At 74.2% G+C, this 20,797-nt stretch carries 15 protein-coding genes; 9 read left to right on the forward strand and 6 right to left on the reverse strand.

Annotated features, from left to right (window positions below; all coding sequences use genetic code 11):
• Nucleotides 1-25: 25 nt before the first annotated feature.
• A complete protein-coding gene (locus tag LBW97_RS09350; protein ID WP_224499150.1) occupies nucleotides 26-427 on the reverse strand; it encodes a cupin domain-containing protein in 402 nt (133 codons plus the stop codon).
• Nucleotides 428-587: 160 nt separating this feature from the next.
• Nucleotides 588-1,880, reverse strand: a complete 1,293-nt coding sequence (locus LBW97_RS09355) for a lipopolysaccharide biosynthesis protein (protein WP_224499151.1) — start codon at nucleotides 1,878-1,880, stop codon at nucleotides 588-590.
• Between the two features lie 82 nt (nucleotides 1,881-1,962).
• Here LBW97_RS09355 and LBW97_RS09360 point away from each other — a divergent pair, with 82 nt between their 5' ends.
• On the forward strand, nucleotides 1,963-3,696 hold the full coding sequence (locus LBW97_RS09360; RefSeq protein WP_224499152.1) for a hypothetical protein: 1,734 nt from the start codon (nucleotides 1,963-1,965) through the stop codon (nucleotides 3,694-3,696).
• Here the strand turns inward: LBW97_RS09360 and LBW97_RS09365 are convergent.
• The gene (locus tag LBW97_RS09365) at nucleotides 3,588-4,958 is read right to left on the reverse strand and encodes a glycosyltransferase family 4 protein (protein ID WP_224499153.1); all 1,371 of its coding nucleotides are present in this window, start codon (nucleotides 4,956-4,958) and stop codon (nucleotides 3,588-3,590) included. The genes LBW97_RS09360 and LBW97_RS09365 overlap by 109 nt on opposite strands.
• Nucleotides 4,959-5,063: 105 nt before the next feature.
• Between LBW97_RS09365 and LBW97_RS09370 the strand changes: the two genes are divergently transcribed.
• The 3 genes from LBW97_RS09370 (at nucleotide 5,064) to LBW97_RS09380 (ending at nucleotide 11,184) form a co-directional block, all read left to right on the forward strand.
• A complete protein-coding gene (locus LBW97_RS09370) occupies nucleotides 5,064-5,753 on the forward strand; it encodes a bifunctional 2-polyprenyl-6-hydroxyphenol methylase/3-demethylubiquinol 3-O-methyltransferase UbiG (RefSeq protein WP_224499154.1) in 690 nt (229 codons plus the stop codon).
• Between the two features lie 233 nt (nucleotides 5,754-5,986).
• Nucleotides 5,987-6,958, forward strand: a complete 972-nt coding sequence (locus LBW97_RS09375) for a DUF3068 domain-containing protein (protein ID WP_224499155.1) — start codon at nucleotides 5,987-5,989, stop codon at nucleotides 6,956-6,958.
• A gap of 86 nt (nucleotides 6,959-7,044) precedes the next feature.
• Nucleotides 7,045-11,184, forward strand: coding sequence for an alpha-(1->3)-arabinofuranosyltransferase (locus LBW97_RS09380; RefSeq protein ID WP_224499156.1), 4,140 nt, complete (start codon nucleotides 7,045-7,047; stop codon nucleotides 11,182-11,184).
• Here the strand turns inward: LBW97_RS09380 and LBW97_RS09385 are convergent.
• The 3 genes from LBW97_RS09385 to LBW97_RS09395 form a co-directional block, all read right to left on the reverse strand.
• Complete coding sequence (locus LBW97_RS09385) at nucleotides 11,070-12,296, reverse strand: acyltransferase (RefSeq protein ID WP_224499157.1); 1,227 nt, start codon at nucleotides 12,294-12,296, stop codon at nucleotides 11,070-11,072. The two genes, LBW97_RS09380 and LBW97_RS09385, sit on opposite strands and share 115 nt — an antisense overlap.
• A 4-nt stretch (nucleotides 12,297-12,300) precedes the next feature.
• Nucleotides 12,301-13,020: a class I SAM-dependent methyltransferase gene (locus tag LBW97_RS09390; RefSeq protein ID WP_224499158.1), complete on the reverse strand. Its 720-nt coding sequence runs from the start codon at nucleotides 13,018-13,020 to the stop codon at nucleotides 12,301-12,303.
• A gap of 102 nt (nucleotides 13,021-13,122) precedes the next feature.
• On the reverse strand, nucleotides 13,123-13,764 hold the full coding sequence (locus LBW97_RS09395; RefSeq protein ID WP_224499159.1) for a TetR/AcrR family transcriptional regulator: 642 nt from the start codon (nucleotides 13,762-13,764) through the stop codon (nucleotides 13,123-13,125).
• 91 nt (nucleotides 13,765-13,855) lie between these two features.
• Between LBW97_RS09395 and LBW97_RS09400 the strand changes: the two genes are divergently transcribed.
• From LBW97_RS09400 to LBW97_RS09420, 5 genes are all read left to right on the forward strand, one after another.
• A complete protein-coding gene (locus LBW97_RS09400; RefSeq protein WP_224499160.1) occupies nucleotides 13,856-15,187 on the forward strand; it encodes a nitrate/nitrite transporter in 1,332 nt (443 codons plus the stop codon).
• An 80-nt stretch (nucleotides 15,188-15,267) separates the two neighbouring features.
• Nucleotides 15,268-16,011 (forward strand): class I SAM-dependent methyltransferase, encoded by a 744-nt coding sequence (locus LBW97_RS09405; protein ID WP_224499161.1) that lies wholly within the window; start codon nucleotides 15,268-15,270, stop codon nucleotides 16,009-16,011.
• 88 nt (nucleotides 16,012-16,099) lie between these two features.
• On the forward strand, nucleotides 16,100-17,644 hold the full coding sequence (locus LBW97_RS09410) for a gluconokinase (protein ID WP_224499162.1): 1,545 nt from the start codon (nucleotides 16,100-16,102) through the stop codon (nucleotides 17,642-17,644).
• Between the two features lie 19 nt (nucleotides 17,645-17,663).
• Nucleotides 17,664-19,112 carry a GntP family permease gene (locus tag LBW97_RS09415; protein WP_224499163.1) on the forward strand — a complete coding sequence of 483 codons (1,449 nt, stop codon included), beginning with the start codon at nucleotides 17,664-17,666 and terminating at the stop codon, nucleotides 19,110-19,112.
• 55 nt (nucleotides 19,113-19,167) lie between these two features.
• Entirely contained in the window at nucleotides 19,168-20,742 is a 1,575-nt protein-coding gene (locus LBW97_RS09420; RefSeq protein ID WP_224499164.1) for an FMN-binding glutamate synthase family protein, read from the forward strand.
• Nucleotides 20,743-20,797: the final 55 nt, after the last annotated feature.

A 20,797-nucleotide genomic window follows, 5' to 3' on the forward strand; every position in this document is an offset into this window, starting at 1 on the left:
GGCCACAGCCGGAGATCGTGTGCGATCACTCCGTCGGAGGCTCGTCCTTGCCCTCTTCCTCGAGGCGGTCGGCCTCTTCCTTCGTCTTGTGCACCGCGCCGTCGGCGTGCTCCGGCGGGCCGTAGACCGTGTACAGGATCAGCGGGTTCGCGCCGGTGTTGACGAAGTTGTGCTTCTTGCCCGCGGGGACGACGACGAGGTCGCCCTGGGCGACGGCCTTCTCCGAGCCGGAGACGATCGCCTTGCCGGTGCCGCTGACGAACGTGAGGATCTGGTCGATGTCCTCGTGGACCTCCTCGCCGATCTCACCGCCCGGCGGGATGGTCATGATGACCAGCTGGGTCTTCGAACCGGTCCAGAGCACGCGGCGGAAGTCCGGGCTCTTCTCGGCTTCGGTCGCGATCGTGTAGTGGATGACGGACGCCATGAACAGGCGCTCCTCTCGTCTCGGGGCCGGAGCTGCCGCCCGGTCGCCGGAGGCGTTCCCGGGCGGACGACGACGGTGCTCCTGCCCTGATCGCGCGCGGAGTAGTCCTCTCCGGCACACGTTGTTGATCACGCACCGGGTAGATCACGCGCCGGGTGGATCACGCGCCGGGTGCGGGGACCATCCCGTCGGCGGCCAGCACCGGGACGTCGCGGCCGCGACGGGACCGCAGCAGCCCGGTCGCGACGAGCGCGCCCGCGACGAGCAGCGCGGTGCCGGCGAGGGAGAGCAGGGAGAGCCGGCCCGTGGCGGCCAGGAACTGGACGACGACGGCCTCCACGGCGGCCGCGCTCCAGACCGCCACGGTCGCCAGCCGGTCGGCGGTGGCGATCCCCGAGAACAGCATGAGCTGCGCGAGGGCCAGCAGCGTTCCCAGTGCGGCGAACACCCAGGTGGCCGAGCCGAGCGTGCCGCCGTAGGCGGCACCGCCGATGAGGGGCAGCGCGGCCGCGCCCACCAGAGCGGTGCCGAGCGTGAGCACCGCCCCGAGACCGCCCACGGCAGCCAGCGCCAGAGGGAGGGCGCGTGACCGGCCGTCGGCGTCGGCCAGCTTCGGCAACAGCACGACCCCGACGCCCTGCGGCAGCCAGAAGGCGATCTTCGTGATGATCGCCGCGACCGCGTACTCGCCGCTCGCATCGGCCGGCAGGTGGTGCCGGGCGAGGATCAGGTCGAGGTTGAGCAGGACGGCAAACCCCAGCAGGGCGCCGGCGGCGCGCAGGGCGGCTCCCAGCGTCGCCCGGGTGCCCCCGGCCAGACCCGGCCGGCCGGTGGCCAGCCAGCCGCACGCCGAGGCCACGACGGCGGCGGTGCACATCCCGGCCAGGGCCGCTGCCGGGCTGCCCCCGATCAGCAGCCCGGCGACGCCGCCGACGAGCTTGCCCGACCCGAAGACGAGCGTGAGCATGGCGAGCCGCCGGTACTGCCCGGCACCCTGCAGGAGTCCCTGGTATCCCTGCACCATCGTCTGCGGCAGCAGGAGCGCGGCCAGCCACAGCGCCCCGGTGGCGGTCGGCAGGTGGAGGAGGTCGGCGAGGGCCGGCACCAGCAGGAACCCCAGGACGCACACGGTGACGCCGAGCTGGAGGCTGGTGGCGTGCAGCCGGGCGAGCGCGCCGGTGTTCCCGCGACGCCCACCCAGGCGCAGCGCGGTCGCGGTCTGCAGGCCCGAGGCGGGCACCGAGCCGACGAGCAGCACGCTGAGCAGCGCGGCCAGCTCGCCGTAGGCCGCGGGGGCCAGCTGCCGCGCCGCGACGACGGTGAAGACGTAGGCGAGCGCGTTCGCGCCCAGGAAGGCGATGGAGACGACGGCCGTCGCCCCGAGCAGCCCCGAGGAGGGAGCGGCGTCCGGGGAGCGCCGTCCCCGGGCGGTGTTCGTTCGCACTGCGCTCACCCCCTTACTCTGCGCACGTCGACCGGGAACCCGGCGCGTGGTTGTCGGAAGCGTGGTCGTCGGAACAGGAGAACCCCAGCAGGTGGACGAGCGATGGACCCGCGCCGACGCGGCGCCGTGGCCGGCGCGCGTCCTGGCGCTGGCCGTCGCCCTGCTGGTCACGGGACCCGCGCTGGCCCCCGGCTTCGTGCTCCTCCGGGACATGGTCTTCGTCCCGCGGCAGGATCTGGATGCCGACGCGCTGGGACTGGGCGGTTCTCTGCCGCGGGCCGTGCCGGTCGACGCGGTCATGGCGGTCCTGACCGCCGTCGTCCCTGGCGACCTGCTGCAGAAGCTGGTGCTGGTCGCCGTCGTGTTCTTCGCGGTGCTGGGCGCGGCGCGGGCGGTGCCCCCGGGGCCCGACGGCCGCCGCGGCGCGGCTGGGCTCGTCGCCGGCCTTGTCTACGGCTGGAGCCCCTACGTGGCCGAGCGCCTGCTCATCGGCCACTGGACGCTGCTGGTCGCCTACGCCGCACTGCCGTGGGTGCTCCGCCAGTCGCTGCGGCTGCGCGCCGGCGTGCCCGGAGCGCTGCCCCGGCTGCTGCTCGCCGTGGCTCCGGCCGCGCTGAGCCCGACCGGCTCGGTGCTCGCCGCCGGCCTGGTGCTGGCGACGGTGGGTCGGGCCCGGATGGCGATCGCCCTCGGAGGAGTGCTGCTGCTCTCCTCGCCCTGGATCGTCGCCGGAGCCGTGCACCCGGCGGCCGGCCTCTCCGATCCCGCCGGCGTCGCGGCCTTCGCCGCCCGCGCCGAAGGATGGGGCGGCACGCTGCTCACCGTGCTCGGCGGCGGCGGCATCTGGAACGCCGCCACGGTGCCCGGGAGCCGGGCGTCGGTCCTCGTCCCGGTGCTCACGGCGCTCCTGATCGGCGTCGCGGCGGTGGGCTGGGCGGCCCGCGCCGCGCGGAGCGGTCCGGCCCGCGGACTGCTGCTCCTCGGTGGCGCCGGCGTGCTGCTGGCCTGCGCGGGCACGGTTCCCGGCGCATCGGACCTGCTCGAGGCGGCCGTGCGGACCGTGCCCGGCGCCGGCCTGCTCCGGGACGGGCAGAAGTGGGTGGCCTGGGAGCTCCTGCCGCTGGCCATCGGAACCGGGCTGGGCGCCGGCCGCCTCGCGGAGGTGATCGGATCCCGCGGCGGCGGGCGGATCGCCCGCGCGGCGCTCGCGATCGTGCTGGCCCTGATCCCGGTGGTCGCCCTGCCCGATCTGGTCTGGGGTGTGGGCGGGCGTCTGCAGGCGGTGGACTACCCGGCCGACTGGCAACGGGTGCGGGATGCGCTGTCCGGGCAGGAGGGCGACGTCCTCGTCCTGCCCTTCGGCGCCTACCGGGCCTTCGACTGGAACGAGGACCGGCCGCAGCTCGACCCCGCGTCGCGGTGGCTGCCCCGTCCGACCGTGACCGACGACGAGCTGGTGGTGGGTGGCCGCCCCGTCGCCGGGGAGGACGAGCGCGCCCGCACCGTCGCGGCGGCGGCCGGCGATCCGGCCGAACTGGCCCGGCTCGGCGTCGGCTGGGTGCTGGTCGAGCGGGGCACGCCGGGCCGCCCGGTCCCGGCTGCGGTCACCCGTCTGCCCGTCGTGGTGGACGGTCCGGATCTCCGCCTCCACTGGGTTCCCGGAGCAGCGCCCTCGCCCGCTCCCTCGCTCCTCCGGTCTACCGCTGTAGGGGGAACTCACGCGCTGGCGCTGGGCGTTTGCGTCGTGGCGGTGTTGTGGATCACCGCGGCGACCTCTACCGTGACGGGCCGTCGCCTTCCCTTACGGAAACGAGTTCCTCGATGAAGACTCTGATCGCCCTCCTGCTCACCGTCGGAGGGGGCAGCGGCCTCGCCGCGGCCGCCGTCCTCGGTGTCTCGTCCGCCGTCGACCCGGACAACTCCATCTCGGAGAGCAGCGAGGCGACGACGAACGTCCTCGACTACGGCTCCCGCGGCTGACCCCTCCGCGGCCGCGGCCAGCACGCCGGCGAAGGCGGAGACGCTCGCCGGCCAGCCGTACGACGCCGCGTGACGAGCGGCGGCGCGCCCCATCTCGTGGCGCGTCGCCTCGTCGTCGACCAGCCGCTCGACCGCGGCGGTGAACTCGTCCAGGTCCTCCACCAGGAGGCCGGTGCGGCCGTCGAGCACCGACTCGCGCAGACCCCCCGCCGACCGGTAGCCCACCGTGGGCACGTGGTGGTGCCCGGCTTCGCTCACGACCAGCCCCCACCCCTCCTTCACCGAGGGGCAGAGGTGCACCCACGCCCTGGCCAGCTCCTCGTGCTTGGCCGCCTCGTCGAGGAAGCCCTGGAACTCGACCAGGTCGGTGACCCCGAGCTGCTCGGCGGTGGCCCGCAGCTCGTCGGCCCACCAGCCCTCGCCGACCACCGACAGCCGGATGTCCGGCCACCGGTGCCGCAGTCGCGAGACGACCTCCAGCGCGTGCTCCACCCGCTTGTGCGGAACCAGCCGGCCCAGCACGACCAGGCGGGGGGCCGGCGACCGCTGGGCGGTCACCGCGGGCGCGGGCTCGATGCCGTTGGGCACGATGGTGATCCGGTCGGCGTCCACCCCGAGGCCGGTCAGCTCCTCGGCCGTGGCCCCGGAGACCGTGACGTAACGCGAGCGGCGGTGCAGCCGCGGTGCCAGGCGGGACTCCACCCACCAGCCGACGGCGCCGCCGACCCGGCCGAAGACGATCGGCCACTGCTCCCGGTGCACGTGGTGGACCAGGTTGACCACCGGGGCGCGCCCGGCGAGCGGGCTGAGGAAGGGGAACCCGTTCTGGACGTCGACGACCAGGCCCGGCCGGTGCCGGCGGACGAAGGCCAGGGCGCTCGGGTACACGCTCATCCGGCCGCCGCGGCGCACCACCCGGACGCCGTTGAGCACCTCCTCGGCCGGCGCGCGGTCGTGCGCGGCGCACAGCAGGGTGACGCGCAGCCCGGCGGCTGAGAATCCCTCGGCCATCCGGTGCACGTAGCGTTCGGACCCCCCGCCTTCGGGGTGGCTGGCGTCCCGCCAGTTCACGAACAGGACGTCGATCGCCTTTGATCGCTTGGGCACCGCGGGAGAGTACCTACCGGTACCGGGGTTTCCACCAGCCCATTCACACCAGGAAGGGGTGTCCCAGAAATGGCACGCACCGCCACGTTGGCGCGATCGATTGCGTTGTTCCGGGTATTCCTCCGGGAGCAGTCCGACCCCGACCTCTTCTACGGGACCCTTGCCGAGGACTCGGTGGCGCAGCTGGTCGAGCACGTCTCCCTGGCCGGCGCCACGGTGCTCGACGTCGGCGGCGGGCCCGGGTACTTCGCCCAGGAGTTCCGTCGCGCCGGCGCCCACTACGTCGGGCTCGAGCCCGACGCGGGCGAGATGGTCGCCCGCGGCGCGCCCGAGCCGGGGACGGTGCGGGGGAGCGGAGAGGCGCTGCCGGTGCGTACCGGAGCCGTCGACGTCTGCTACTCGTCCAACGTGCTCGAGCACGTGCCGCATCCGTGGGTCATGGCGGCGGAGATGGTGCGGGTGACGCGACCCGGGGGCACGGTCTACCTGTCGTTCACGCCCTGGTGGTCACCGCACGGCGGTCACGAGACCGGGCCGTGGCACTACCTGGGCGGCCGGTACGCGCGGCGACGGTTCCTCCGGCGCACGGGCGCCGAGCCGAAGAACCGGTTCGGGGAGAGCCTCTTCGCCGTCTCGGTGGGGGCCGCGATCCGCTGGGCCCGCCAGTGCCCCGACGTCGATGTCGTCGCGACCTATCCCCGCTACCACCCCTGGTGGGCGCGGTGGGTCATCGCGGTGCCCGGGCTGCGCGAGGTCGTCGCGTGGAACCTGGTGCTGGTGATGCGCAGGAGATAGCTGTGTCGAGCCGACGCAGAAATGTTCGAGTTCTCCAGTACCTGCCCGTACCAGGCTCGGTTCCGCCATTCGGGTGATTTGCCGTCCCGTGCACGCCGCGGAATGAGCCTATTCCGGCTCGACGCGGTGGTAACAGGGCGTACCGCCCTGTTGATCTGGGGCTACTGGCCAGTAGTGTGACGCGCGCCGCGATGCCGTCGGAGCTGTCGCGCTGATCTTGGAGGACCTTCGCCATGCGCCGTCGTGCCATCGGGCTGGGCCTGGTCGGGCTGGGAGCATTCCTGCTCGTCGCAGCTCTCCTGGTCCGCCTCGTCCTCGTGGACACGCTCGTCCGTCTCCCGCTGGACCAGACCGCCAGCCCCACGGCGAAGGGCACCGACGTCGACTTCCTCGACCTGTCGCAGATGCGCCAGCTGCGCGGCCTGGAGGCCACCGTGAAGCAGCGCGTCCAGGGTGACCCCGAGGCCGAGGACGCCAGCGAGGACGTCGCCGTCTGGAGCTTCGGCTCCACCATGACCGACACCGACGGCGAGCTGCTGAACGCCTCGACCTACCGCGTCTGCATCGACCGGCTCGAGGCCGTCGCCGTCGAGTGCGAATCCGATCAGATCGACTACGACCGCGGGCGCTCGATCGAGGGTCTGACGCTGACCTTCCCGTTCGGCACCGAGAAGCGGGACTACGACGTCTTCAACGCGACGACCGGTCAGGCCTTCCCGGCGCGGTTCGAGTCCGTCGAGGAGCTCGAGGGCCTCGAGGTCTACAAGTTCGTCCAGACCGTGCCCGAGACCGTCATCCGCGAGACCAGCGTCCCCGGCAACCTGGTCGGGTCCGACGAGGACACCGTCCAGGCCGAGATCGTCTACAGCAACGAGCGGACGATGTACATCGAGCCCACCAGCGGTGTGCAGGTGACCGCGTCCGAGGAGCCGAAGACGGTCCTGCGGGGCCCGGACGGCACGATCGGTGCGACGGTGCTGGCCGGCTCGTTCTCGGGCACTGACGAGACGATCGCCGCCGGCGTCGAGCGTGCCGAGGACACCGCGGGGAAGATCAACCTGATCAAGAACGTCCTGCCGCTGGTCCTCCTGCTGCTCGGCCTCCTGGCGCTCGCCGGCGGGCTGTTCCTCGCCCTGCGTGCTCCGGGGGCCACCCGGTCGGCCCACTCCGTCGACAACACGCAGCTGCAGGACGCCACGCGTTGACCTCGGCGGGGAGGATCTCCCCGTAGTAAGGACCCATGGCAAGCGCTGTCACCACGGAGCCCGCCGGACACAGTCCGGCGGGCTCCGTGGATCCTCCGGGGCCGGCAGATGCCGAGGCCGGGCGGGCCGCCGGCAGCCGCATGATGTGGCGGATCCGGCTGGCGACGGTGTGCCTGGCCTTCGTCGGCCTGGCGCTGTCCCAGCAGCCGGGGCGCATCATTCCCGACACGAAGCTCGACCTCGCGGTCGACCCGTGGGGATTCCTCGCCCGCGCCCTGCACCTGTGGGAGCCCACGGGGTTCGCCGGCCAGGTGCAGAACCAGGCGTACGGCTACCTGTTCCCGATGGGCCCGTTCTTCGGCCTGGGTTCCTCGCTCGGCATCCCGGTGTGGGTCGTCCAGCGGCTGTGGCTCGCGCTGCTCCTCTCGGCGGCCTTCCTCGGCGTCGTGCTGCTGGCGCGGCAGCTGAGGCTCGGTACCCCGACGTCCCGGCTCGTCGCTGGGCTGGCCTACGCCCTGTCGGCGCGGATGCTCACCGGTCTGGGGGCGACGTCGATCGAGGTGCTCCCGATGGCCCTCGCTCCCTGGGTGCTGCTCCCGCTCGTCATCGGGAGCACGCGCGGTTCGCCGCGTCGCGCCGCGGCTCTCTCCGGGCTCGCGGTCTTCTGCGTGGGAGGTGTGAACGCCGTGGCGACGGCCGCGGTGCTGCCGCTGGCCGCCCTGTGGCTGCTGACCCGGCCGGCCGGCGCCCGCCGCCGGCGGTTGATGGCCTGGTGGGCCGTGTCGGTGGCGCTGGCCACCACCTGGTGGGCGGGGCCGCTGCTGCTGCTGCGGCAGTACAGCCCCCCGTTCCTGGACTACATCGAGACGGCCGGCACCACCACGGCGCCCACCGGCCTGTTCTCGGCGCTGCGTGGCACCACGCAGTGGGTGGCCTACCTGGCCGACGCGGACGGGCCCCTGTGGCCCACCGGCTGGGCGCTGGTGCACGACGCGCTCCCCGTTCTCGGCACCCTGGTGCTGCTGACCGCCGGCGTGCTCGGCCTGATGTCGGCGAGGATGACCGAGCGCCGCTGGATCGTCCTGGGGATCCTGACCGGGCTGGTGCTGGTGACCGCCGGGCACAGAGGCCTGGTCGAGGGGTTCTTCGCCCCGGAACTGCACAGCGCGCTGGACGGTGTGCTGGCCCCGCTGCGCAACGTGCACAAGTTCGATCCCGTGCTCCGGCTGCCCTTGGCGCTCGGCGTGGCGGTCCTGTGCGCCCGGCCCGCCCGGTCCCGTGACCCGATCGTCGTCACGCGTGCCGGCCGACTGGCTCGCCACGGCCGACGGCTCGCCGTCCCGATCGTCGCCGTCGCCCTGGTCGCCACCGCATCCCCGGCGATCGGCGGCCGGCTGGCGCCGCCCACGGGCTTCGACGGTGTGCCGCCGTACTGGACGCAGACGGCCCAGTGGCTGGCCGCCTCGCAGCCGGAGGGCCGGGCCCTCCTGGTGCCCGGGTCCTCGTTCGGCACGTACGCCTGGGGGACGCCGGCGGACGAGCCGATGCAGCCGCTCGCCCGGTCGCCGTGGGAGGTGCGCGGTGCGGTGCCGCTGACCCCGTCGGCGCACATCCGCATGCTCGACGAGATCGAGGACGTCCTGGCCGGCGCATCGGGGTCCCCGGCGTTGACGCGCTACCTGGCACGGGCCGGGATCTCGCACCTGGTGCTGCGGAACGACCTCGAGCCGGGCATGCCCGGCGTGACCCGGGCCGTCCAGGTCCGCAAGGCGCTGGCGGACTCGCCCGGCATCCGCCGGGTGGCGCGGTTCGGCCCGGACTTCCCGTCCAGCACCACCTTCCTCGGGCGGGTGCTGGACGCCCACCTGGTCTCCCCGCGCCCGGCCGTGGAGATCTACGAGGTCCGCGACCCCGCTCCGCGTGCCTTCACGGTGCCGCTGAGCAGCGCGGTGACGGTGCAGGGCGGCCCGGACGGCATCCTCGCCCTCGAGCAACGGCAGCTGCTCTCGGGGCGGCCCGCCCTGCTCGCGCAGCCCGAGGTGCCCGCGACCGGCCCCGTGCTGGTCAGCGATGCGCAGCTCCGGCGCGAGCGGACGTTCGGGCGGATCAACGAGGCGGCGTCGGCCGGGCTCGGGCGGAAGGACGCGCTGACCCTGGAGGGTCCGCAGCGCGACTACCTCTACCCCGGCTGGGAGCTGGGGGAGAGCGTCGTCCGGATCGACGGCGCAGACGTCTCCGCGTCCAGCTCGGCCGCGGACGCCGCCAGCTTCGGCGGTACCGACACCTCCGCCCATCCCTACGCCGCCCTGGACGGCGATCCGGAGAGCGCGTGGCGGCCGGCCAACCGGCTCGGTGAGGCGCAGCCGGTCTGGTGGCGGATCGAGACCGGCCGGACCTTCGAGGCCCCTGCGGTGACGGTCCGGCTCGGCGGGGACCGGCCCGACTCCCTGATCGTGCGCACGGACAGCGGAGAGCGCACCGTGGACGTGGCCGACACCCCCGACCCGCAGCGGTTGCTCCTGCCCGACGGCCCGACCCGGCGGCTCACCATCGAGGTGCCCGGCCCGGGCGGCCTGACCACCGAGATCCCGCACCTGGCCGAGGTCGAGATCGACGGGCTGGACGTCTCGCGATCGGTGGTCACGCCGGAACCGGTGGAGCCGGCATCGGCCTACGTCTTCGACGCCTCCCGCACCGCCGGTTCCGGCTGCGTGCTCGCCGAGAGCGACCGCCCGCGCTGTGCGCCCTCCCTGGCGAGGGCCGCCGAGGAGCCGATCGGGCTCGACCGCACCTTCCACGTGCTCGAGCAGGCCGACCACGAGGTGGGCGTCACCGTAGTGCCCCGTCCGGGGCCGGAACTGGACGACCTGATCGGTGGCCTCGCCCGGCCGTACGGCCAGGTCCTGACCGCCTCCAGCTCGCTGGTCCCCGACCCGCGTGCGGGAGCCGACGCGGCCATGGACGGGGACCGGGACACCGCCTGGATGGCCGATCCCGACGACCCCCGCCCGACCCTGACGATGAGGTGGGCGACGCCGCAGACCGTCGACCGGCTCCGGGTGGTCGTCGAACCGGAGACCGCGGTCTCCCGCCCGCTCGCGGTGTCGATCGCCGCGGACGGTCTCGAACGGCGTGCCGACCTCGACGAGGACGGCTGGGCCGAGTTCCCGGCGCTGACGGCCACATCCGTGACGATCACCTTTCCGCTGGTGGACGAGATCCGTTCCTACGACCCGTACAGCCGCGCGGCCACGACCCTCGGGGTGGGCGTCTCCGAGCTCGAGATCGTCGGTCGCGGCGTCGGCGACCCCGCAGCGTCCGTCGCCCTCCCGTGCGGACAGGGCCCGGTCGTGCAGCTCGACGGCAGGCGGCTGGAGACCTCGGTGCGGACGACGCTCGGTGGTCTGCGCGCGCTGGAACCGTTCGACGTGGAGATCTGCGGCAGCGGACCGGTGCTCCTGGCGCCCGGGGATCATCGGTTCCGCGCGGAGAGCACCGACGTCTTCGGCGTGGTGTCGGCCGAACTCATCCGGATCGACGCCGACGGGGCGGCGCCCGTGCGGCGCGCGGACGTCCCCGCCACCCGGTGGGAGGCGGAGGCGCGGGACCTGCAGGTGCCCGCGCGCACGGAGCCGGCGCTGCTGGTCCTGCCGGAGAACGTCAACCCCGGGTGGGTGGCCACCCTGGACGGCGAGGTGCTGGACGAGCGCACGGTCGACGGCTGGCAGCAGGCGTACGTGCTCCCGGCCGGGGGTGCCGGTGAGGTCCTCCTGCGCTTCGAGCCGGGCGACACCTACCGGACGGCCCTCCTGACCGGCGCGGGCGCGGTCCTGCTGCTCATCCTCGTCCTGCTCGTTCCGGCACGGCGCTCCGCACGGCCGGCCCGGTGCGGCCGGTCGCGCGCGGGTCTCGGCACCGCCGCCGTGGCGGTCCTCGGCATGGCCCTGGTCGGGGGCCCGGTCGCCCTCGTCGCCCTCGTCGTCGCGGGCGTGCTCGGGCAGGTCGCGGGTCAGGGCCGCCGGTGGGTGCTACCCGCGATGGCCGCGGGCGCGCTCGTGGCAGCGGGCGCCGTGACGCTCACCCTGGGCCGCGCCGGGCCCGAGGTGGCGACTCAGACGCTCGTGCTGGTCGCGCTCGCCGCGCTGCTGGCCCGCTTGCTGGTCGACGACGCCGGGTCGGCCACCAGGCCGCGCCACCGGCGCAGCGGCCGCTCGACCAGCCAGTAGACGGCGACCGCGACCACCAGGGAGACCACCAGGGTCGGCACGAGCACCAGGAAGAGGCTGCCGGAGAACGGCGCGACGTCGAAGAGCGCGTAGCCCCCGGCGATCACCACCAGGTGGACAAGGAACAGCGCGTAGGAGATCTCCCCGAGGAACCGGGCCGCAGGGCCGGCCAGAACCCGCCGGGTGACCCCGTCGCGCTGGTTCCCGAAGACCAGCGGCAGCACGAGCAGCAGGCCCACCGCGAGGTACAGGGCCTTGCGGAGCACGGCCTGCCCCGGCGTGGGAGCGGCCAGGTCGATCGGGCCGGCGATCTGGCTGCTGGCGATCCAGAACAGGGCACCCGCGGCCGCCCAGCAGGTGGGCAGGCTCCGGCCCAGCTCGTGCGCCACCCGCACCGGCCCCCACGAGGGGGAGGAGACGGTCAGCAGCGCCAGGGCCAGGCCGGCGGCGAACCACCCGGCGTACGCGGGCAGCCAGAGGTCCGTCGCGCCGATGGTGGGCCGGCTGGTCCAGGTCCAGGCCGTCCACGCCAGGCTGCCCAGGGTCGCGGCCCCGAGTGCGACCAGCGCACGGACGGGGCGCCCGGGGCTCCTCCTGCTGAGGGCGACCAGACCGGCGCCGACGAACGGGAGCACCAGGTAGAAGGCGACCTCGGTGGCCAGGCTCCAGGCATGGCTGAGCCCGTCCCCGAACCACCCGTCCCCGTAGTACTGGGTGAAGGTGAGATGACGGATCCAGGTGTCCGGGCCCACCCCCTCGTTCCTCGGGAGCAGGAGGAGGGCCGCGGCGATCGTGAGCCAGTACGCGGGCAGGATGCGCAGGGCGCGTCGCCAGAGGTAGGCCGCGGTCCGGGGCGCCGGCCGCCCCTCGGCGGCCGCCTGGAACAGCGGGCGGGACAGCAGGAACCCCGAGAGGACGAAGAAGACGGCGACGCCGACGTCCAGCCGGGAGAAGGTCCGGCCGAGGACGTCGTCGCTGTGGTCCCCGCTCCAGTAGGAGGCGTGGTGCACCAGGACGGCCAGGGCGGCGACGGCACGCAGCCCGTCCAGGGCGGGGTAGGTGCGCTCGACTCGAGCGACCGGCCCGCCCTCCAGCGCCGCGGACGCGGTCACGGGGTCAGCGGGTCAGCTCGGCCACGACGACCGCGTGCGCGGTGTACAGCAGCCAGTCGTAGTCGACGTCCCAGACGGACTCGAGGGGAACCTGCTCCCAGCGGTTGGCCGGGCCCGTACGGCGCAGTGCCGACAGGCGGGTGAACCCGAGCTCGCCGGAGCGCAGCTGGCGGTCGAGATCCGGGTTGTAGCCCACGGGGAACGTGCACCACAGCCGCCCACCGGGAGCCAGGAGGGCGGTCAGCCGGGCGATCGCCCGGGCGGGCTTGTCGGGATCCCGCACGTCCTCGTCCAGACCCACGTGCTCGAGCGTGCTGACGGCGAGGATCAGGTCGTAGGGCCCGGTCAGCGTGAGCTCGGCGACGTCCTCGTTGAGCACGCCCGGCGCCTGCTCGTACTTGTCCACCACCGTGTGCGCGACGTGCTGGTAGTGGGCCAGGACGTTGCCCACCTCGAGAACCCGCTGTCCTCCGGCGCCCGCCAGGACCGCCGCGGCAAGGGGGACCTCGACGGCCCGCTCGTTCAGCCAGGTCCAGTTGTAGGGATGGCGGAGGTAGGAGTGCACGGATCCGTCGTGGGCGAAGGTCGCCGTGGCCGGGCGTCCGGCGAGGGGCCGGCCCACGGCCCAGCGGGCGCCCCACGCGAGACAGTCGGTGAGCACCGGCAGGACGCCTCGGTTGCGCGTGTGACGCGCGACGCGAGCAGCGATCGTCGAGGCAGCCATGGTCGGCGATTCTAGGGGGCGCAGGGCACGAGATCGGCCGCACGACCGCAGCCGGTCACCGAGGAGGGTGACGCCGGGAAGGGCCCGGCGGCACCCGGGTGGTCACGACAGCTGGGGGCGCCGCTCCAGCAGGCCGACGACGACGGAGGTCGCGTCGTCGACGTCGTCCGGGAGCCGGTGGGTCTCCCCGTTCTCCACCCGCACGAGCATCAGCTCGTTGATGCCCCCGACGGCGGCGAGCACCAGCTGCCGGTCCACCGGGCGCACCTCGTCGGGGAGCTCGCGGGCCAGCCCGTCCGCGACCTCGCAGATCAGGTCGACGTAGCGGTCGAGCACCTCGCGCCGCAGCTCGCGCGCCCGGGGGCCGGCGGCCTGCACCTCGACGAGCGCCGCCCAGGCCACCGTCGGCCCGGCGGCGAGCGTCTGCAGGTAGGCCCCGATGCCCGCCCGCAGCCGGGCCCGCCAGGCCAGGCCTCCCGCCCGGGCCTGCTCCTGCGCCTGGCGAACGGTGTCGAGCACCTTGTCGTTGGCGCGGGTGTAGAGCTCGAGGAGGCACTGCTCCTTGTCCTGGAAGTGCGCGTAGACGATCGTCTTCGACACCCGGCCCTCGCGGGCGATGTCGGAGATGGTGGTCGCCTGGTAGCCCTTCTCGGCCATGCAGGTCGCGAGCGCCCAGAGGATCCGGCCGCGGCGGTGGCCGTCGTCCACCGCCGGGTCGTCGGTGAGGTCGACCAGCTTGTCCATCGGCGAGGAACTCTAGTTGTGCATCACTGGTCGGTGATGCATCTCATTCCCCGCGGCGGAAGTGTCGGGGCCCGCAGGGCGTCGTCCCCAGGTGACCTCTGCGCCCGGAACCCGCATCCCGGCCCGCGCGTACGCGATGTGGCTCATCGCCCTGCTGGCGTACGGCGTGGCGGTGTTCCACCGGTCCTCGCTCGGGGTGGCCGCGGTCGAGGCCCAGGAGCGCTTCTCGGCCGGCGCGTCGGCGGTCTCGCTGTTCCTGGTGCTGCAGCTGGCCGTCTACGCCGCGCTCCAGGTGCCGGTCGGCGTGGCACTGGACCGCTTCGGCTCCCGCCGCATGATCCTGGCCGGCGCGGTGACCATGGCCGCGGGACAGCTGGTCCTGGCGCTGGCCGGCGACGTGCCGACCGCGATCGCCGCCCGGGTCCTGGTCGGCGCCGGGGACGCGATGACGTTCATCAGCGTGCTGCGGGTCATCTCCTTCTGGTTCCCCGGGTCGGCGGCGCCGCTGATCACCCAGCTGACCGGCATCCTCGGGCAGATCGGCTCGATCGTGGCCGCCTATCCGCTGGTGACGCTGCTGCACTCGACGTCCTGGCCGACGACGTTCCTCGGTGCCGCGGCGACCGGCGTGCTCGTCGCCGTCCTCGTGCTGGTGGCCCTGCGCGACGCCCCGGCCGGGACGCCCCGCCCGGTGGCCCCCGGGATGGCCGAGCTCCGGCAGGGGCTGCTGGACACCTGGCGCGAGCCCGGCACCCGCATCGGCCTCTACACGCACCTGGTCACCCAGTTCTCCGGCACCGTCTTCGCGCTGCTGTGGGGCTATCCGTTCCTCGTGGTCGGCCAGGGGCTGACGCCGGGGACGGCGGCCGCCCTGCTCACGCTGCTGGTCCTGGTCGGCATGGGCGTCGGCCCGGCCCTGGGGCGGCTCTGCGCGCGCTGGCCGCTGCGCCGGTCGGTGCTCGTCTTCTCGATCCTGCTCGCGACGGTGACGGCGTGGACCGTGGTCCTGCTGTGGCCGGGGCGCGCGCCGCTGTGGCTGCTGGTCCTGCTCGTCGTCGTGCTGGGCACCAACGGGCCCGGCTCGATGATCGGCTTCGACTACGCCCGCACCGAGAACCCCGTGGAGCGGCACGGCAGCGCCAGCGGCGTGGTCAACGTCGGTGGCTTCGTGGCCTCGCTGCTCACCATCCTGGCCGTGGGGGCGGTGCTCGACGTGCTCACGCCCGGGGGCTCCACCGACTACGACCTGGACGCCTTCCGGGCGGCCTTCTCCGTCCAGTACCTGTTCTGGGCGATCGGGCTGGCGGGGGTCATCCGCCATCGCCGGCAGCTGCGGTCCCGGCTCGCGCGCGACGGCGTCGTCCTGGCTCCGCTGCACGTCGCCGTCCGCGCACGGCTGCGGGGCGGCTCCGCGTACCGGTGAGTGCACCCGTCCGGGGCTTGGAACCGCCGGGACCGGGCCGGTACGGTCCGCGGTCGAGGTCCAGGAGAGCGGCGGGTGCGATGAGTTTCGAGCAGGTGCGCAAGGACTGGACCACGCTGGGGGCGGAGGACCCGCTCTGGGCGGTCCTGGTGGACCCCGACAAGCGGGGCGGGCGCTGGGACGCCGAGGCGTTCCTCGAGCTCGGCCGGCGCGACGTCGGGGTCGCCCGCGACCAGCTGCGGCGGCTCGGTCTGCCGACGTCGTGGAACCGCGTCCTCGACTTCGGCTGCGGCGCCGGGCGGCTGAGCCAGGCGCTGGCGGAGCACGCCGGCGAGGTCGTCGGGCTGGACGTGGCGGCGCCGATGCTGGAGACGGCCCGCGGTCTGGACCGCAGCGGAGGCCGCATCTCCTTCGTGCTCAACGAGGACCCCGACCTCCGGTCCTTCCCCGACGGGCACTTCGACCTCGTCTACACCGAGCGCGTGCTGCAGCACCTGCCGCGCGAGGTCCTGGAGACCTACCTGACCGAGTTCGCGCGCGTGCTGCGCCCGGGTGGCGTGGCCGTCGTGCACTGCCCCACGCGACCGATGCGGACGGCCCGCGGCCTGGTGTGGCGGGTGGCCCCGGCACCGCTGATCCGCTGGGCGCAGCGCCGGTTGCTCGGCTACCCCGCGCCGATGCGGATGACCGGCGTCTCCGAGGAGCGGGTGGCCGGGCTGGTCGCCGTGCACGGGGCCGAGGTCGTCGAGGCGGCCGCGGTCGACGAGCCGGAGACGCACTGGCACGCCCGGCGCTACGTGATCCGGCGGCGTCCGGACGCCTGACCCGAGCTGATCCGGCGGCCCGCGTTTGCCGCTCGGCCTCCGGGGCGAGCATGATCGCGCCCAGCAGCCGGACCGTCGGGGGAGTGTCGTGGACGTCGTCGTCGGGCTCGACTCGGGGACGACGGCCACGAAGGCGGTCACGGCGGGGATCGACGGGCGCGTCCGGGACGTCGCCAGCGTCGGCTATCCGCTGCAGGTGCCCGGGCCCGGCCGGGCGGAGCTGGACGCCGTCCGGCTGCAGGGCGCGGCGATCGAGGCCCTCGCGCAGGTCGCCGCCCGGGCGCGCGAGCGCGGGGACGTCGTCGTCGGCATCTCGCTGAGCGCGGCCATGCACGGGCTGGTGCCCATGGACGGCGCCGGGGTGCCGCGAGGGCCGCTGGTCACCTGGGCCGACGACCGCGCCGCCGAGCAGGCCGCCGTGCTGCAGGCCGACGGCCGCGCCGCCGGGCTGCACGCGCGCACCGGCACCCCGGTGCACCCCATGTCGCCGCTGCTGAAGCTGGCCTGGGAGCTCGGGCAGGACCCCGACCGGGTCATCGGCACGCCGCGGTGGGGCGGGGTCAAGGAGCTCGTCGTGGCCGCCCTGGTGGCCGGCGCGCACGTGGTCGACCGGTCCTGCGCCTCGGCCAGCGGGCTCTACGACATCCACGCCGGGCGCTGGGACGACGAGGCGCTGCACGTCGCCGGCGTCGTGCCCGGCCAGCTCGGCGAGGTGCTGCCGACGACGACGGTGCTCGACGGGCTGACCCGCGAGGCGGCGACGGCTACCGGGCTGCCGGCCGGGCTCCCGGTGGTGATCGGCGCCTCCGACGGCGTGCTGGCCAACCTGGGCATCGGAGCCGTCCGCGAGAATGTCGCCGCCGTCTCTCTGGGCACCAGCGGCGCCATGCGCGTCGTCGTCCCTGCGCCGGTGGTCGATCCCGAGCGCCGGCTGTTCTGCTACGCCCTGACCGACGACCGCTGGGTCGTCGGGGGAGCCGTGAACAACGCCGGGTCGGTCGTGCGCTGGGCCTCCCGGGCGATGGCCGACGACGGCGGGCCCGACCCCGAGGGCGAGGCGGCCGACGACCTCGACGCGCAGCTGCTGGCCGAGGCCGAGGGCGTTCCGGCGGGCAGCTCCGGGCTGCTCTGCCTGCCCTACCTGCTCGGCGAGCGCGCGCCCTGGTGGCGGCCCGGACTGCGCGGCGCCTATCTCGGCCTGCGCCGCGAGCACCGCCGTCCGCACCTGGTGCGCGCGGCGGTCGAGGGGGTCTGCCAGCAGCTCGCCCTGGTGGGCGACGCGTTCGCCGCCACCGGGCTGCCGGTGCGCGAGGTGCGCGCCACGGGAGGCTCGGTCTCCTCGCGGCTGTGGCTGCGGACGCTGGCCGCGGCGCTGGACCTGCCGGTGCGGGTCGCCGACTCACCCGAGGGCGCGGGGCTCGGCGCCGGCCTGCTGGGGCTGCACGCGCTCGGTGCGCTGCCCGACCTCGAGGCGGCGACCGAGCTGGTCGCGGTCGGCGATCCGGTGCTGCCCGACCCGGCCGACGTCGAGGTCTACGCCCGGCTGCGTCCGCTCGTCACCCGGTCCACCACCGCCCTGGCCGACGTCCTCAGCACCCTCGACGGGCTCACCAGCCCGGACCGGACCGGCTGAACCACCCGAGGAGGAACCCATGCCCGAGGTCGAACCCGTCCTGAGCGCCGGGCCGCTGCTGCTGATCGCGGCGGCGGCGGTCGGCGTCCTGCTGTTCCTGATCATGAAGCTGAAGCTGCACGCCTTCCTGGCGCTGGTCCTGGTCAGCCTGCTCACCGCGCTGGCCACCCGGATCCCGCTCGAGGACGTCGTCACCACGCTGACCACCGGCTTCGGCAGCACGCTGGCCGGAGTGGCGCTGCTGGTCGGGCTCGGCGCGATGCTCGGCCGGCTGCTCGAGCACAGCGGCGGGGCGCAGGTGCTGGCCGACAGCCTCATCCGGCGGTTCGGCGAGAGGCGGGCGCCGCTGGCCCTCGGCGTCGCCGCGCTGCTCTTCGGCTTCCCGATCTTCTTCGACGCCGGGCTGGTCGTCTTCCTGCCGATCGTCTTCACCGTCGCGCTGCGGCTGGGCGGGTCGCTGCTGACCTACGGCCTGCCGGTGGCCGGCGCCTTCGCCGTGATGCACGCGTTCGTCCCGCCGCACCCCGGACCGGTCGCCGCCGCGGAGCTGATCGGCGCGGACATCGGCCTGGTGCTGGTCTTCGGGCTCCTCGTCGGCCTGCCGACCTGGTACCTCGGCGGCTACCTGTTCGGCCTGTGGGCCGGACGCCGGTACGACGTCGCCGTGCCCGACATCCTCAGCGGCGGCAATGCGCTCGACGACACCCCGGACCCGTCGGTCGAGGGGACCTCGCCGGGCATCGCCTCGTCGGGGACCACCACGGCGACCCGGCCGGCGCCGCCGCGCTTCGGCACCGTCGTCGGCATCCTGCTGCTGCCGCTGGTGCTGATCTTCCTCAACACCGGGCTGAGCACCCTGGCCGCCAACGGCACGGTGGACGAGGAGTCGTTCGTCGTGCGCGCCGGGCAGCTGATCGGCGCGACGCCGGTGGCCCTGCTCATCACCGTGCTGGTGGCGAGCGTGGTGCTGGGGCTGCGGCGCGGGGAGAGCGGCGCCCAGGTGGAGTCGATCGTGAACAGCGCCCTGGGGCCGGTCTGCGCGATCATCCTGATCACCGGTGCCGGCGGCATGTTCGGCGGCGTGCTGCGCGCCAGCGGCATCGGCACCGCGCTGGCCGACGTCCTCGGGGACATCGGGCTCCCGGTGATCGTCGCCGCGTTCGTGGTGTCGGTGCTGCTCCGCGTGGCTCAGGGCTCCGCCACCGTCGCGCTGACGACGGCGGCCGGGCTGATGGCACCGGTGGTGGAGGCGTCCTCCGGGCTGTCGTCGATCGACCTCGCGCTGATCGTCATCGCGATCGCCGGCGGCGCCACCGTGCTCTCGCACGTGAACGACTCCGGCTTCTGGCTGGTCAGCCGCTTCTTCCGGATGGACGAGAAGACGACGCTGAAGACCTGGACGGTGATGGAGACCCTGCTGGGCACTATCGGCTTCCTCATCGCCCTGGTCCTCAGCCTGTTCCTCTGACCCGGCGCGCCGGAGGGGCTGTCCCAGCGGGCCGGCCGCTGGGACCCTCAGGCCCATGAACCGGATCTCGCGGGTGGCCGCCGCCGGGCTCTCCGCGGTCGCGGCGGTCGCCGCGCGAGACCTGCTGCAGCGCGAGCACACCGTCCTCCGCAACTTCCCCGTGGTGGGGCGTGCGCGCTACCTGCTGGAGGCCATCGGCCCCGAGCTGCGCCAGTACCTCGTCGCCGGGAACAACGAGGAGCGGCCGTTCACCCGGGACCAGCGGCGCTGGGTCTACGCCTCGTCCAAGCAGGAGAACAACTACTTCGGGTTCGGCACCGACAACGACCTCGAGTACACGGCCGGGTACCCGGTCATCAAGCACCGCACGTTCGGCCGTGCGGTGCCGGCCTCGCACGTCGAGGCCGGCTCCGACGTCGAGCTGCCGTGCGCCAAGGTGCTGGGCGCGGCCCGCGGCCGGGCGAAGGCGTTCCGTCCGGCTTCCGTGGTCAACGTGTCGGCGATGAGCTTCGGGTCGCTGTCGGGCGCCGCGGTGGAGGCGCTCAACCGGGGTGCGGCTCTGGCCGGCTGCCTGCAGAACACGGGGGAGGGCGGGCTGTCCGCCCACCACCGGCACGGCGGCGAGCTGGTCCTCCAGATCGGCACCGCGTACTTCGGCTGCCGGGACGAGCACGGCCGCTTCGACCTGCAGCGGCTGGTGGACCTGGTGGCCGGCGCCCCGGTGCGGGCGCTGGAGATCAAGCTGAGCCAAGGCGCCAAGCCGGGTCTGGGCGGAGTGCTGCCGGCGGCCAAGGTGTCGGCGGAGATCGCTGCTGCCCGGGGGGTGCCGCAGGGGGTCGACTGCGTCAGCCCGTCCCGCCACGCGGAGTTCTCCGACGTCGACAGCCTGCTGGACTGGGTGGAGCTCCTCGCCGACGCGACCGGGCTGCCGGTGGGGATCAAGTCCGCCGTCGGCGACATGGTGTTCTGGGAGGAGCTGACCGCGCTCATGGCCACCACCGGGCGCGGCGTCGACTTCGTGACCATCGACGGCGGAGAGGGCGGGACCGGAGCGGCGCCGCTGATCTTCACCGACTCCGTGTCGCTGCCCTTCCAGCTGGGCTTCGCCCGGGTGTACAGCACCTTCGCGCGAGCAGGGCTGGCCGAGGACGTCGTCTTCGTCGGCGGCGGGAAGCTGGGTCTGCCCGACAACGCCGTCGTCGCCTTCGCGCTGGGCTGCGACCTGGTCAACATCGCCCGCGAGGCGATGCTGGCCATCGGCTGCATCCAGGCGCAGAAGTGCCACACCGACACCTGCCCGACCGGCGTCGCGACGCAGAACGCCTGGCTGGCCCACGGACTGGACCCGGCGCTGAAGTCGGTCCGACTCGCCAACTACGTGCGCACCCTGCGGCGCGATCTGCTCAAGGTCTCCGAGGCCTGCGGCGTCGAGCACCCGGGGCTGATCGACACCGGCTCGGTCGAGGTGCTCACCGGCCGGACCGAGTCGCGGCCGCTGGACGAGGTGTACGGCTACGAGCCGGGGTGGGGGCTGCCGTCGGCGGCCGACCGCAGCGCGATCGCCGCGATCATGGCGGGGGAGTCGCCGCGGGGCGGCAGTGCGCCGCCCTCGCCGACCGCCGCCGGCTGAAGGCTCCGCCCTCGGAATCGATCGTCGTCCACGTGCCCGTCTCGGGCGTGGCGCC

It is taken from the genome of Blastococcus sp. LR1 (assembly GCF_020166105.1).
Taxonomy (GTDB): domain Bacteria; phylum Actinomycetota; class Actinomycetes; order Mycobacteriales; family Geodermatophilaceae; genus Blastococcus.

What these genes read in the sequence shown, in the direction of transcription:
- LBW97_RS09395 (WP_224499159.1), bottom strand. Translation starts at nt 13,764, where the DNA reads ATGGACAAGCTGGTCGACCTCACCGACGACCCGGCGGTGGACGACGGC.
- LBW97_RS09420 (WP_224499164.1), top strand. Translation starts at nt 19,168, where the DNA reads ATGAACCGGATCTCGCGGGTGGCCGCCGCCGGGCTCTCCGCGGTCGCG.
- LBW97_RS09390 (WP_224499158.1), bottom strand. Translation starts at nt 13,020, where the DNA reads ATGGCTGCCTCGACGATCGCTGCTCGCGTCGCGCGTCACACGCGCAAC.
- LBW97_RS09350 (WP_224499150.1), bottom strand. Translation starts at nt 427, where the DNA reads ATGGCGTCCGTCATCCACTACACGATCGCGACCGAAGCCGAGAAGAGC.
- LBW97_RS09405 (WP_224499161.1), top strand. Translation starts at nt 15,268, where the DNA reads ATGAGTTTCGAGCAGGTGCGCAAGGACTGGACCACGCTGGGGGCGGAG.
- LBW97_RS09415 (WP_224499163.1), top strand. Translation starts at nt 17,664, where the DNA reads ATGCCCGAGGTCGAACCCGTCCTGAGCGCCGGGCCGCTGCTGCTGATC.
- LBW97_RS09375 (WP_224499155.1), top strand. Translation starts at nt 5,987, where the DNA reads ATGCGCCGTCGTGCCATCGGGCTGGGCCTGGTCGGGCTGGGAGCATTC.